Source organism: Nocardioides malaquae, assembly GCF_015070385.1.
Lineage (GTDB): Bacteria > Actinomycetota > Actinomycetes > Propionibacteriales > Nocardioidaceae > Nocardioides > Nocardioides malaquae.
In genome coordinates this window covers 77,239-90,171 of record NZ_JADCSA010000001.1, presented here as the reverse complement: position 1 = coordinate 90,171, position 12,933 = coordinate 77,239, and the positions used below count along the sequence as shown (strand labels likewise).

General features: G+C 70.1%; 13 protein-coding genes. 8 read left to right on the top strand and 5 right to left on the bottom strand.

Features of this window, described 5'->3' with window-relative positions; all coding sequences use genetic code 11:
* The first annotated feature begins 64 nt into the window (after nt 1-64).
* Together IEQ44_RS00420 and IEQ44_RS00415 are read left to right on the top strand one after the other, a co-directional pair.
* Nucleotides 65-439, top strand: a complete 375-nt coding sequence (locus IEQ44_RS00420) for a hypothetical protein (protein ID WP_193636455.1) — start codon at nt 65-67, stop codon at nt 437-439.
* Nucleotides 370-1,020 carry an HIRAN domain-containing protein gene (locus IEQ44_RS00415; RefSeq protein WP_193636454.1) on the top strand — a complete coding sequence of 217 codons (651 nt, stop codon included), beginning with the start codon at nt 370-372 and terminating at the stop codon, nt 1,018-1,020. Before IEQ44_RS00420 ends, IEQ44_RS00415 begins: the two co-directional genes overlap by 70 nt.
* A 130-nt stretch (nt 1,021-1,150) precedes the next feature.
* On the opposite strand, the gene IEQ44_RS00410 is transcribed toward IEQ44_RS00415, so the two are convergent.
* Nucleotides 1,151-1,627 (bottom strand): hypothetical protein, encoded by a 477-nt coding sequence (locus IEQ44_RS00410; RefSeq protein ID WP_193636453.1) that lies wholly within the window; start codon nt 1,625-1,627, stop codon nt 1,151-1,153.
* Between the two features lie 258 nt (nt 1,628-1,885).
* On the opposite strand from IEQ44_RS00410, the gene IEQ44_RS00405 reads away from it, so the two are divergent.
* The 6 genes from IEQ44_RS00405 to IEQ44_RS00380 all read left to right on the top strand — a co-directional run bounded on the left by IEQ44_RS00405 (nt 1,886) and on the right by IEQ44_RS00380 (nt 7,716).
* Entirely contained in the window at nt 1,886-2,257 is a 372-nt protein-coding gene (locus IEQ44_RS00405; RefSeq protein ID WP_193636452.1) for a hypothetical protein, read from the top strand.
* A gap of 20 nt (nt 2,258-2,277) precedes the next feature.
* Nucleotides 2,278-3,123 (top strand): NUDIX domain-containing protein, encoded by an 846-nt coding sequence (locus IEQ44_RS00400; RefSeq protein WP_193636451.1) that lies wholly within the window; start codon nt 2,278-2,280, stop codon nt 3,121-3,123.
* Nucleotides 3,124-3,133: 10 nt separating this feature from the next.
* On the top strand, nt 3,134-3,433 hold the full coding sequence (locus IEQ44_RS00395) for a hypothetical protein (RefSeq protein ID WP_193636450.1): 300 nt from the start codon (nt 3,134-3,136) through the stop codon (nt 3,431-3,433).
* Nucleotides 3,434-3,489: 56 nt separating this feature from the next.
* Entirely contained in the window at nt 3,490-4,137 is a 648-nt protein-coding gene (locus tag IEQ44_RS00390) for a 4a-hydroxytetrahydrobiopterin dehydratase (protein WP_193636449.1), read from the top strand.
* Between the two features lie 109 nt (nt 4,138-4,246).
* The gene (gene dxs / locus IEQ44_RS00385) at nt 4,247-6,148 is read left to right on the top strand and encodes a 1-deoxy-D-xylulose-5-phosphate synthase (RefSeq protein ID WP_193636448.1); all 1,902 of its coding nucleotides are present in this window, start codon (nt 4,247-4,249) and stop codon (nt 6,146-6,148) included.
* Nucleotides 6,149-6,213: 65 nt separating this feature from the next.
* On the top strand, nt 6,214-7,716 hold the full coding sequence (locus tag IEQ44_RS00380) for an amino acid permease (RefSeq protein WP_193636447.1): 1,503 nt from the start codon (nt 6,214-6,216) through the stop codon (nt 7,714-7,716).
* 13 nt (nt 7,717-7,729) lie between these two features.
* Here the strand turns inward: IEQ44_RS00380 and IEQ44_RS00375 are convergent, their stop codons facing one another.
* The 4 genes from IEQ44_RS00375 to IEQ44_RS00360 all read right to left on the bottom strand — a co-directional run bounded on the left by IEQ44_RS00375 (nt 7,730) and on the right by IEQ44_RS00360 (nt 12,881).
* Entirely contained in the window at nt 7,730-8,839 is a 1,110-nt protein-coding gene (locus tag IEQ44_RS00375) for a hypothetical protein (protein WP_193636446.1), read from the bottom strand.
* Nucleotides 8,836-9,375 carry a SigE family RNA polymerase sigma factor gene (locus tag IEQ44_RS00370; protein WP_193636445.1) on the bottom strand — a complete coding sequence of 180 codons (540 nt, stop codon included), beginning with the start codon at nt 9,373-9,375 and terminating at the stop codon, nt 8,836-8,838. The genes IEQ44_RS00375 and IEQ44_RS00370 overlap by 4 nt, the downstream gene beginning before the upstream one ends.
* Before the next feature lie 222 nt (nt 9,376-9,597).
* Nucleotides 9,598-11,682, bottom strand: a complete 2,085-nt coding sequence (locus IEQ44_RS00365) for a 3-hydroxyacyl-CoA dehydrogenase NAD-binding domain-containing protein (protein WP_193636444.1) — start codon at nt 11,680-11,682, stop codon at nt 9,598-9,600.
* On the bottom strand, nt 11,682-12,881 hold the full coding sequence (locus IEQ44_RS00360; RefSeq protein WP_193636443.1) for a thiolase family protein: 1,200 nt from the start codon (nt 12,879-12,881) through the stop codon (nt 11,682-11,684). Before IEQ44_RS00360 ends, IEQ44_RS00365 begins: the two co-directional genes overlap by 1 nt.
* Between the last annotated feature and the right edge of the window lie 52 nt (nt 12,882-12,933).

Here is a 12,933-nt window from a genome sequence, read left to right as displayed (position 1 = left end):
TAGAGGCAGCGTCGCCTCGGCGCGGCCACTAGCGACCGGCGGCCTGGGTGGAGATCATGAGTCCATGACTCGCCTTACCGACGCCAACCTGATCCGCCGTCCCGACGAGGTCGTGCTTTCCTGGACGGTCGAAGGAGACCTCGAAGCCACTTCGACCCCGTGGCTCCTTTCGTTCGACGTGATCGGAGGCCCGGACGGCCCGAGTCATCAGTTCGGCTTCCGCTTCCGCGGGGGCAAGGTCGAGGAGCGGTTCTACTTCGACTACGTCGCCCGGATGAACTACTACGTCGATCACGTGACGCCGCAGCGGGTCGGGAACAAGTGGACAGCCGTGTTCCCGGCTGGGGACGAGGTGGCTAGCGCCGGGAAGTGGACGGCGGTCCTCGCATTCGACGAGCCTCACAACGCGAACGAGTCCCATGTGGAGGGCACGTTCTGAGCGCCGACGAGTGGCAGGTCTTCCTCGACGCGCTCGCACGCCGCAACGCGGAGGGGTGGCCCAAGGCGCGCCCGCCGCGTGGCTATCCGGTGAGGGCGGACTACCTGCCGAAGGAGTCCGAGGCCGCTCGCGTGGTGCGCGGCGCCGATGGCCTACCGGCGTTGCGACTCGTGGACGCCGGGGACCGGCTCTCGCTCCGCCTCATCGAGGGTGGCGACCTCGTCAACCCGAAGGGGTCGGGCCTGCGGGCGGTCGGGCTAGTCACGACCTACGCCAGGGGAGCGACGTTCTTCGCGCCCACGTTCAGGACCGCTGACCTTCGGAAGGGTCGCCCGGTGGAGTTGCGGCGGGAGCCCGACAACCCGCACGACCGCAACGCCGTCGCGCTGCACGGACCAGGAGCCCGGAAGCCTTTCGCCTACGTCCAGCGCGGTAAGGCGGCGACCGTGGCCCGGCGGATCGACGCCGGGGAGTCGCTCGGCGGCGTGTGCCTCTGGGGACCGGCGCCCGGCCGCGACGACGACTCAGCCTTTATCGCAATCGGCTCACTCGGCGATCTCCTCGCGCTCCTTCGCGACTGAGAAGCCCCGAAGAAGGTTCAACGTTGTTCAGTGATGAACTGGACTAGCGTCAGGCATCGGACGTCGCGTGCCTGCCACGACTAGTTTCTTCGGCCTCGCCAGACTGCCGAGGTGCTCAGTCGTCTCACGGTCACGTTCGCGTTGCTCCTAGGTCGGCTCGGGCCGTTGCCGAGAACATCTCTATTGCAGCGTCGACGTGGGCAAATGCGGAATTCTGGATTGCGGGATCGGGGGCGTCTGCGACGTCACCTGTCGCATAGTCCCTGACCGCGTGCAGGAGAGCCTCCGCCGCCTTGACCGTGTCACCGGACGCATAGAGGCGAACGGCGCCGAGGGCTTCGACTAGCGGATCGGTGAAGTTGTAATCGAGTGGCGGAGCCTCTGAGAGTCCGGCATGCGCCTCCCAAGCCTGATCGAGGAGCGACCTAGCGATCGACTGATACTTCTCGAATGCCGCTCGGCGGGCATCGAAAAGTCGATCCTCGCGCCGCTCCTGCCGATCGTCGCTGGCTCTCTTGTCCGCTCGTCGCTCACTCAATAGGCCCGTCAGAAAGGGCAGGATCGAGCCCACGATCACGCCCACAACGGCCCATGACGCTTCGCTCATGCCATAACCGTATGGCGGCGTTCCGGCAGGAGGGGAGGCAACTCCAGACTTCTCTCTGGTGGGCGCCATAGGGAGTGGACGCGATGGAGGAGGAGGGTTCAGACGACAGCACGACTCCGGCGAGATCGAGGCGAAGGTCCAGCGCTTGGAGTCCCACCTGGACTGACGGGCCGACGGACCTGGCCGACGAGTCCGCAGGACGAAGAGTGTTTTCTCCCTGCGCACCTGTTCGAACAGGTGTTCGACTACAATGGGGGAGTGTCGCGTCATGTTGCTCCGCCCGGCTGGCCCCCTGAGGTCAGGCCTCCTGACGCGCCCGACTGGGAGGCCACCGCGGTCTCGTGGCTGCTAGACCTCTGCCCCCCGGAGTACCGCCGTTACCAAGGACTGCGGCGCCACCCCGTCGTGCTGGCCCGCTTCGCGGTCATCCACGTCGAGGCCGACCAGGCTGCGGTGCGGCGGGGGCTGAGCGGCATCCGGATGGACCTGCGTGACGTCGCCACCGACGCGGTGGTGGAGGCGGCGGTGCAGACCTTCCTGCTCGAGGACGCCCGCCTCGCGACGGTGCGCCGGGCCGCGGGCCTGGTGGAGGAGGCGTTGCGCGGACGCCGTTACGTCGCCCGGCTCTGAGGGCGCGCTAGGTTCGGGCCATGGTCGACTTCGCCTGCATCGCTCTCGTCGATCCGCGGGGCTTCGTGCTCATGCAGGAGCGCGACGGCTCGACCGACCGCTGGCCCCACCAGTGGTGCTTCCCGGGCGGTCGCCGGGAGCCCGGGGAGAGCAGCGTCGAGTGTGCCGTCCGTGAGCTGGCCGAGGAGACCGGCGTCCACGTCGACGCCGCCGACCTGACGAGCCTGGGCCTCCAGCACCTGGTCGAGCCCGGGGTGGGGGAGTGGCAGTGGGAGTTCTTCGCCGCGCGCACCGACCTCGGCCAGCACGACGTGGCGTGCCACGAGGGCGTACAGATGCTCTTCCGCGACCCCGACGACCTCGCGGGTGTCGACGTCGTCGACTGTGCCGTCGACGTCCTGGGGCTGCTGCGGCCGTGGATCGCGGACCATCCACCCCGCTTGGGGGAGCGCAGGTTCGCCGGGGTGCTGCTGCGCAACCGTGCCGGACAGCTGCTGCTGCAGGAGCGCGACGAGCACGCCCCGATCGACCCGGAGCGGTGGGGGCTGCCCGGAGGCCACGTCGAGCCGGGGGAGACCTTCGCCCAGGCGGCTCCCCGCGAGCTGGCCGAGGAGACCGGCCTGGTGCTGCCGACCGGGGCCCTGCGCAGATGGCGCGCCTTCGTCGTCGACCACCGTGCCAGTCACGGCACCTGGGACCGGATGGAGGTCTTCGCCGCCGACGTCGACCTCTCCGACGCCGACGTGGAGTGCCGTGAAGGACGGCGCATCGTCTTCGTCGACGAGCGCGAGGCACTCGAGCTGCCGTTGACGCGGGCGGCAGCGCAGATCCTGCCGGCCCATCTCGCGACTCGTGCCTCGGCGTAGTGTGGAACGCATGAGGATCCCCACTGCAGCCCTGGTCGCCGTCGGTCTGGTGGGCGGCTACTCCGCCGCCCGCTTCTCCGGGAAGCGCCCCCTCGGCGGAGCCGTGCTGGCCGTCGCCGGTGGGCTCGCAGCGAAGCAGTGGGCCCAGCAGGTCGGACCGGTCGGCGCCACGGCGCTGACCGCCGTCTACGTCGGAGCCTTCGGGGCCTCGCACCCGTTGGCCAAGAAGATCGGCGCCTGGCCCTCGGTCGGCGTCGTGACCGCGGTGGCGACCGCAGCGGCGGCCGCTGTCGACGTCAAGGGCCGCTGAGCCCCGCCCGTCCGTGCGTACCGCCACGGAGGGGTGCACTGCTCGCAGGAGGACGTATGAGTGCGTTGAGTGAGGCCCAGGTCGCTGAGGCCGGGCTGACGGACTGGAGGTTGTTGCAGGGGGCGCTGCAGACCCGTTACCGCACAGGCGGGTTCGCTGCCGGCCTGGCGCTGGTCAACGCCATCGGCGAGGTGGCCGAGGAGATGGACCACCATCCCGACCTCGACCTCCGGTGGGGCCACCTGAACGTCCGGTTGTGGAGCCACGACGTACGCGGGGTGACCGGGCGCGACGTACGTCTGGCACGTCGCACCTCCGAGCTGGCTGCCGCGGCCGGGGTCCGGGCCACGCCGGAGGCGCTGTCGGTGGTCGAGGTCGCGCTCGACACCCCTGACCCGTCCGCGGTGCGGCCGTTCTGGGCCGCGCTCCTCGGGATCGATCCCTCGCCGGGCGACGGCGACCTGCGTGACGACGACTCCGACCTGCCCTCCCTCTGGTTCCAGCGCAGCGGCGCCGAGGAACCACGCCAGCGGTTCCACCTCGACGTGACGGTGCCGGTCGACCAGGCCGAGGCGCGCATCGCCGCGGTGCTCGAGTCCGGCGGGCGGATCGTCTCCGACGAGCACGCCCCCTCCTACGTCGTGCTCGAGGACGTCGAGGGCAACCGGGCCTGCGTGTGCACGGCCGCCGAGCCCGCTGGCTGACGTCCCTCAGGCCTGATCGCCTAGACTGACTGACTCCGCGTTGTGGCCCTGCGCGCACTTGGCGCAGGGCCTGCGGACGTCACTGACCCACACCGGAAAGCGGAGGACCATGGGGCTTCTGGACTCGATCGCCACGCCACGCGACCTGCGAGGCCTCAGCGACGACCAGCTCAGCGACCTGGCGGCCGAGATCCGCGACGTCCTGATCAGCACCTGCGCCAGGACCGGGGGTCACCTCGGTCCCAACCTCGGCGTCGTCGAGCTCACGCTGGCGGTCCATCGGGTCTTCGACTCCCCGCGTGACCGGGTCGTCCTCGACACCGGCCACCAGTCCTACGTGCACAAGCTCGTCACCGGGCGGGCCGACCAGTTCTCCACCCTGCGCCAGGAGGGCGGCCTCTCCGGCTACCCCAGCCAGACGGAGTCCGAGCACGACATCGTCGAGAACTCCCACGCCTCGACCAGCCTCAGCTATGCCGACGGCCTCGCCAAGGCGTACGCGATCCGCGGCGAGGACCGCCACGTCGTCGCGGTCATCGGTGACGGTGCGCTGACCGGCGGCATGGCGTGGGAGGCGTTGAACAACATCGCCATCGCGCGTGATTCCAAGCTCGTCATCGTCGTCAACGACAACGAGCGCTCCTACACGCCCACCATCGGGGGCCTGGCCACCGCGCTGACCCGCCTGCGCACCAACCCGCGCTACGAGCAGGTCCTCGACCTGGTGAAGAAGCGGCTCAACCAGGTGCCGGGCGTCGGCGGGGCTGCCTACGACACGCTGCACGCGATGAAGAAGGGCATGAAGGACGCCCTTGCTCCTCAGGGCCTCTTCGAGGACCTGGGCCTGAAGTACGTCGGACCCGTCGACGGGCACGACCGCGCGGCGATGGAGGAGGTGCTCACGCAGGCCAAGAAGTTCGGTGGTCCGGTGATCGTGCACGCCATCACCCGCAAGGGCTTCGGCTACGACCCGGCCGAGCGTCACGAGGCCGACCAGTTCCACGCGCCCGGCCCCTTCGACGTGCAGAACGGTGCCGAGAAGCCGAAGGGCCGCATCTGGACCGACCACTTCTCCGACGCCGTGGTGCGGCTGGGCGAGCGGCGCCAGGACGTGGTCGCCCTGACCGCGGCGATGATGCACCCCGTGGGCCTGGACGAGTTCCAGCGCCGCTTCCCGGGGCGTACGTTCGACGTGGGCATCGCCGAGCAGCACGCGGTGACCTCGGCCGCGGGCCTGGCCATGGGCGGGCTGCACCCGGTCTTCGCGGTCTACGCCACCTTCCTCAACCGTGCCTTCGACCAGGTCCTGATGGACGTGGCGCTGCACAAGTGCGGCGTGACCTTCGTGCTCGACCGCTCCGGCGTCACCGGCGACGACGGCGCGAGCCACAACGGCATGTGGGACATGTCGATCCTGCAGGTCGTCCCCGGTCTGCGCCTGGCCGCCCCGCGCGATGCCGCGCGCTTGGCCGAGCTCCTCGATGAGGCCGTGCTGGTCGACGACGCCCCGACCGTGGTGCGCTTCCCCAAGGGCCCGCCGCCCGAGGACATGGAGGCGGTCGGTCGCATGGGAGGCGCCGACGTCATGGTGCGCGAGGGCGAGAAGGACGTGCTGCTCGTGGCCGTGGGTTCCATGGTCTCCACCGCGCTGGAGGTCGCCGACCGTCTGGTGGCGCAGGGCATCGGCGTCACCGTCGTCGACCCGCGGTGGGTCAAGCCCGTTGACCCGGCCGTCGTCGAGGCGGCGCGCGAGCACCGTCTCGTGGTCAGCGTCGAGGACAACGGAATCGTCGGCGGCTGTGGTTCGGTGCTCCTGCAGACGCTCAACGCCGAGGGCGTGACCACGCCGGTGCGCCTGCACGGCATCCCGCAGGAGTTCCTGGAGCACGCGAAGCGTCCGGTCATCCTGACCCGCGCCGGACTGGACGCCCAGTCGTTGGCGCGCTCGATCGTCGAGGACGTCTCGGCCGTCCAGCACGGGCATGACGAGGCACTGACCCCCAACGCCTGAGGTCGTCACGGCGCCCTCCGAGAGGATTCTCAGTCGGCCCCGGAACCCGCGTACTTTCTCCTTCCATGAGTCTCTTCCGCACCAAGAGCGTCGAGCAGTCCATCGCCGAGACCGATGAGCCGGAGCACCGGTTGCGGAAGAACCTCACCGCCCTCGACCTGACGATCTTTGGCGTGGGCGTGATCGTCGGCGCCGGGATCTTCGTCTACACGGGCACGGTCGCGGCCCAGAACTCAGGGCCGGCCATCTCGGTGTCGTTCCTCGTGGCGGGTCTGGCGTGCGCCCTGGCGGCACTCTGCTACGCCGAGTTCGCGTCGACCGTGCCGGTGGCGGGCAGTGCGTACACGTTCTCCTACGCGACGTTCGGCGAGTTCGTGGCCTGGCTCATCGGCTGGGACCTCGTGCTGGAGTTCACCGTCGGGGGCGCGGCGCTGGCCTCGAGCTTCTCGGGCTATCTGCAGAGCCTCCTGGCGGGCACGCCGTTCGAGGTGCCGGTCGCGCTGGGTTCGGCCACCGACGGTGTCGTCAACCTCCCGGCGATGGTCATCGCGCTGCTCGTGACAGCCGTCCTGGCCCGTGGCATCAAGCTGGCCAGCATCGTCAACCAGGTGGTCACCGCGATCAAGCTGGCGGTGGTCGCGCTGGTCATCGTGCTCGGGCTGAGCTACGTCAGGGTTGCCAACTGGGTGCCGTTCGTGCCGGAGAGCGAGAGCGTGCCCGCGGGGGACGCCTCCTTCGGCACCTCGCCGCTGGTGACGACGCTCTTCGGCCTGGAGCCGGCCGTGTTCGGCTGGGCCGGCGTGATGGCGGGCGCCGCCGTCGTCTTCTTCGCCTTCCTCGGCTTCGACGTGGTCGCCACGGTTGCGGAGGAGACCCGCAACCCGCAGCGCGACGTGCCGCGCGGCATCCTCTTCTCGCTCGCGATCGTCACCTCGCTCTACGTCGCGGTGAGCCTGGTCGTCACCGGGATGCAGAGCTACACCGACATCGACCCCGAGGACTCGGCCCCGCTCGCCACGGCCTTCCGGGTGGTCGGGCAGGACTGGGTCGGTGACGTGATCGCTGTCGGTGCCACCATCGGCCTCACAGTGGTGACGATGACCTTGGTGATGGGGCAGACCCGGGTCGGTTTCGCAATGGCCCGCGACGGCCTGCTGCCGCGCTGGCTGGCGAAGGTGCACCCCGACTACCGGACGCCCTCGCGGATCACGGTCATCAGCGGTGCCGGTGTGGCCCTGCTCGCCGGGTTCGTCGACTTCGAGACACTCGGCCACCTGGTCAGCATCGGCACGCTCTTCGCCTTCATCCTGGTCGCCGTCGGCGTGCTCGTGCTGCGGCGGACGCGACCGGACCTGCAGCGCGGCTTCCGTGTGCCTGCGGCTGGCGTCGTCGCCCCGCTCTCGGTGCTCCTGTCGTTCTACCTGATGCTCAACCTCGTCGGGGACACGTGGCTCCGCTTCCTCGCCTGGATGGCCGTCGGCGTCGTCGTCTACTTCGCCTACGGGCGTCGTCACTCGCGTCTGGGGCAGCAGCAGGCGGCCGGGACCGGCACGGTCCCGACCGCCTGAGGCGACGTCTGGCTCAGCCGTCCATCGACTCACCGAAGGGGAGGGTCAAGCCGTCCTTGACCGTCCCGATGGCCTCCGCAGTGATCTCGCAGCCCGTGCCGATGTCACAGCGGAGCAGGTCGACGGGAGTCGTGTTCCACGGACGGTTCATGCCCAGCGCCAGGTAGGTGTCCTGGTCGAGCCAGCGATAACCGATGAGGAACTCGTGGCCCGGCGAGGTGATCGGCTCGGCGGTGCCCGCGGCGACGTCGAAGACGGCGAAGGTGTCCGGCTCCGTCTCGCCCAGGAGGAACCGACCGTCATCGGAGAGGTCCAGCATCGTCCAGGCAGAGTCCAGCCGGGTTCCGCCGCCCACCGACGGCCCCACGAAGCCGTTCAGCGACCTTGCGCGAGACCCCGGGGGCACCGTGTGGGCGATCAGCCCCTCCTCGACGTCCGTCACCTCGAGGTCCCCGAGCCACGGGGAGAGCACCTCGGCGCTGTCGTCGGCCAGGCCCACGCGCACCAACCCGCGGTCGTCACGCAGGTAGAGGTCGTCGCCGTCCAGGGCGAGCACCTCCGGGTCGCCGACCCGGCTGTCCGTGGCGAGCGGCCGGGCCGTCGACCCCGACTGCTGGTCGAGGACCACGAACTCGACCCCGCCCGCAGCGGGTTCGGCCCAGGCCGCTCTCGAGCCCTCCGACACGAGACGTGGCCCCTTCCGGTCGGTGCTGCCGACCTGGACAGCGGGTTCGTCGCCGGAGGCCGACCACACCTGGCCCTGGCGGTCGCTGTAGACAATGCCGTCGGTCGTCTGGACCATCGCCAGGACGGGGGTGGGGACGGTGAACTCCTCCCCGGCCAGGTGGATGCTGGAGCCCACGGCGTAGGCCGGGTCGAGGTCGGCGAAGGCGTTCGCGAAGGAGAACTCCGTGGCGGCCGTCTCGGTCGAGGGCAGGAGCCCCGGCAGGGCCGCGGCCCCGAGGACGGCGCAGGCGGCAAGGACCCCCACGCCCCCGGCAGTGCGGGCGCGGCGCCGGCGGCGAAGGCGGGAGCCGTCGTCGATGATGGAGGAGACGTCGACGAGGGGAGCTTCGAGCCGGTCGGCTCGTTCGTGCAGCAGGTCGCGGACAGGCTGGTTCATGACAGTGCCTCCAGCAGGGTGGTCGTGGTCGGTGAGGTGTGGCCGGACGATCGGAGCTCACGGCGCAGGCGATTCAGCCCGGCCGAGACCTGGCTCTTCACGGTGCCCGGAGCGCAGCCCATGACGGCGGCGGTGTCGGCCTCGGAGAGGTCGTCGTAGAAGCGGCAGACCAGCGCGGCGCGCTGCCGCGGGGGCAGGGCCTGGAGCGCCTGCCAGAGCCACTCCTGGTCGGCGACGCGGTCCTCGTGGCCGGGCTCAGGCGAGTCGGGGAGCCGCTCGGCGGCCCGCTCGGAGGACCACTGGCGACGCCGGTACCAACCGATCGCCGTCGTGGTGACCGCCTTGCGGGCGTACGCCTCCGCCTTGCTGCGGTCCCGCAGGCGCGGCCATGCGACGTACGTCTTGGTCAGCGCCTCCTGGAGCAGGTCCTGGGCGAGGCCCCGGTCACCGACCATGAGGTAGGCCGTGCGGTGCAGGGCGGGCGAGCGCAGGACGACGAACTCCGCGAACTCGTCGTCGTGGTCACGGTGAGCCATGCGCCCCACCTCCTGTGCACGAGTCGTTGTCCACGCTGCGATCTCTTCTCATGTCCCTACCGACGCGACCGGGTGCTCATTCGGTTCGGACTGGGTCTGCGGGCCCGGCCACCTTCTCAGGTCCCGGGGGAGTTGGTGGGGCTGATGAGCTGACAAATGGCCGGAGGGCGCCCGACCTGGTGGTCGGACGCCCTCGGGGGTGCAGCGTGATCAGGTCAGTGATCAGTGGAACCGCTTGCCGTTGACCTTCTCGGCGATTCCGGAGGAGTCGAGAAGCATGGTGAGGCCACCGTTCCAGAACGAGAAGCCGGCACCGGTGATCATGGCGAGGTCGATGTCCTCGGCCGCGACCGCGACACCCTCGTCGAGCATCAGCTTGACCTCCTCGGCCAGGCCGGAGAGGGCCTTCTCCCGAAGCTCCTCCGCAGTCAGCACGACCGGCTCGGCCGGGGCGACCTGCAGGGCCTTGACCTTCGGGTCGATGGTCAGGTCGGGCAGGTAGAACGAGGAGATCTTCTCCTCGACGACCTTCACCAGCAGCGGCGAGACGTAGAACCGGTCGGGGAAGGCCTTGACCAGGGTCTCGTTGTTGTGGAGTGCGATCGCCGGGCCGACCAGGCCGAGCAGCATGAACGGCGGCATCGGTGCGACACCGGCGAACGCGGCGTCCGCGGTCTCGATCGGGGTGCCGGCGTCGACCGCCTTGGCGACCTCACCCAGGAAGCGACCCAGGAGGCGGTTCACGATGAACGACGGGCTGTCAGAGACCAGGATGGTGGTCTTCTTCAGGCCCTTGCCGGTGGCGAACGCCGTGGCCAGGGTCGCGTCGTCGGTCTTCTCACCCTTGACGATCTCGAGCAGGGGCATGACGGCGACCGGGTTGAAGAAGTGGAAGCCCACGACCCGCTCGGGGTGCTCCAGCTCCGAGGCCATCTCGGTGATCGACAGCGACGAGGTGTTGGTCGCCAGGATGCACTCGGAGGAGACGACCTTCTCGACGTCGGCGAAGACCGACTTCTTGACCGACATCTCCTCGAAGACGGCCTCGATGACGAAGTCCGCGCCGGCGAAGGCGGTGGCCTTGTCGGCCGAGCCGGTCACGAGCGACTTCAGGCGGTTGGCCTTGTCGGAGGTCACGCGGCCCTTGGCGAGCAGCTTGTCGACCTCGCCGTGCACGTAGTCGACGCCCTTCTGGGCGCGCTCCTCGTCGAGGTCGGTGAGGACCACGGGAGTCCCCAGGCGGCGGGCGAAGAGCAGCGCCATCTGCGAGGCCATCAGGCCGGCGCCGACGATGCCGACCTTGGTCACCTTGCGGGCCAGCGACTTGTCCGGCGCACCGGCAGGACGCTTGGCGCGCTTCTGCACCAGGTCGAAGGAGTAGAGGCTGGCGAGCAGCTCCGGGGTCTTGCTCATGGCCTCGAGGGCCTCGTCCTCGGCGGCAAAGCCCTCCTCGCGGGTGGCGGTGCGCGCTCCTGCGATGAGCTCGACGATCTTCTTGGCTGCCGGGGAGGCACCACCGGTGCGGGAGAGCACGACGCCCTCGGCGCGCTGGATGGCCGCGTCCCAGGCCTCGCCGCGGTCGATCTCGGGACGCTCGACGGTCACCTTGCCGGTCAGCACGTCGGCCGCCCAGAGCAGGGACTGCTCGAGGTAGTCGGCGCCGTTGAACATGGCGTCGGCCAGACCCAGCTCGAAGGCCGCCTTGCCGCCCACGGTCTTGCCGTTGTTGAGCGGGTTCTCCAGGGCGATGGTGACTGCCTTGTCGGCGCCCACGAGGTTGGGCACGAGCCACGCGCCACCCCAGCCGGGCACGAGGCCGAGCATGGCCTCGGGCAGGCCGAGGGCCGGCGCGGAGTCCATGACGGTGCGGTAGTCGCAGTGCAGCGCGACCTCGAGGCCACCGCCGAGGGCGAGGCCGTTGATGAAGCCGAACGAGGGCTTGGTGCCGTGGAGCTTGCCGAAGACGGCGTGGCCCAGCTCGGCGACCGTACGCACGCCCTCGGGGCCGGAGGCGGCGACCGAGGTGAGGTCGGCGCCGGCGGCGAGGATGAACGGCTTGCCGGTCACGCCGAGGGCGGTGACCTCGTCATCGGCGAGCGCAGCGTCGATGGCGGCGTTGAGCGAGATGAGGCCCTTGAACCCGAAGGTGTTGGGGCGGGTGTGGTCGTGGCCGTTGTCCAGCGTGATCAGGCCCAGGACGCCGGCGTCGCCGGGCAGGGTGACCTTGCGGAGCTTGGCCTCGGTGACCACCTCGGCGTCCGACGCGTAGCCGGCCGCCTTCTCGAGAAGGGTGCTGAGGTCGGACATCAGGCGTTCTCTCCGTTCCAGTGCGGGTTCTCCCAGACGACGGTGCCACCCATGCCGATACCGATGCACATGGTGGTGATGCCGTAACGGACCTCGGGCTTCTCCTCGAACTGGCGAGCGAGCTGGGTCATGAGGCGGACGCCGGAGGAGGCCAGGGGGTGGCCCATGGCGATGGCGCCGCCGTAGGGGTTGACGCGCGGGTCGTCGTCGGCGATGCCGTAGTGCTCGAGCAGCGAGAGCACCTGGACGGCGAACGCCTCGTTGATCTCGAAGGCGCCGATGTCGTCGATCGTCAGGCCGGCCTGCTTGAGGGCCTTCTCCGTCGACGGGATCGGGCCGGCGCCCATCACCTCGGGCTCGACGCCCACGAAGGAGTAGGACACCATCCGCATCTTGATGGGGAGGCCCAGCTCCTTGGCGGTCTCCTCGTCGGCGAGCAGGGCGGCGGTGGCGCCGTCGTTGATGCCGGAGGCGTTGCCCGCGGTCACGTTGCCGTGGGGGCGGAACGGGGTCTTCAGGCCGGACAGGGAGTCCATGGTGGTGCCGGGGCGGGGGCCCTCGTCGGTCGTGGCCAGGCCCCAGCCGAGCTCGGCGGAGCGGGTGGCGACGGGCACCAGGTCGGGCTGGATCTTGCCGGCGGCGTAGGCCGCGGCCGTCTTCTCCTGCGAGCGCACGGCGTAGGCGTCGCAGCGCTCCTTGGTGATCGTGGGGTAACGGTCGTGGAGGTTCTCCGCGGTGTTGCCCATGACCAGGGCCTCGGGAGAGACGATCTTCTCGGCCACGATGCGCGGATTGGGGTCCACGCCCTCGCCCATCGGGTGGCGGCCCATGTGCTCGACGCCACCGGCGATGACGACGTCGTAGGAACCGAAGGCGATGCCGGCGGCCGAGGTGGTGACGGCGGTCATCGCGCCGGCGCACATCCGGTCGACGGAGTAGCCCGGGGTGGTGTTGGGCAGTCCGGCCAGCAGGGCGGCGGTCCGCCCCAGGGTCAGGCCCTGGTCGCCGATCTGGGTGGTGGCCGCGATCGCGACCTCGTCCACGCGCTCGGGCGGCAACTCGGGGTTGCGGCGAATGAGCTCGCGGATGCACTTGATGACGAGGTCATCGGCACGCGTCTCGGCGAACTGGCCCTTGGCCTTGCCGAACGGCGTGCGCACGCCGTCGACGAAGACGACCTCTCGCAACTGTCGGGGCACTGAGTCTCCTGTGGTCGGTGGGTGTCCCGGCCAGGTGGGGCCGGGCCCGGCC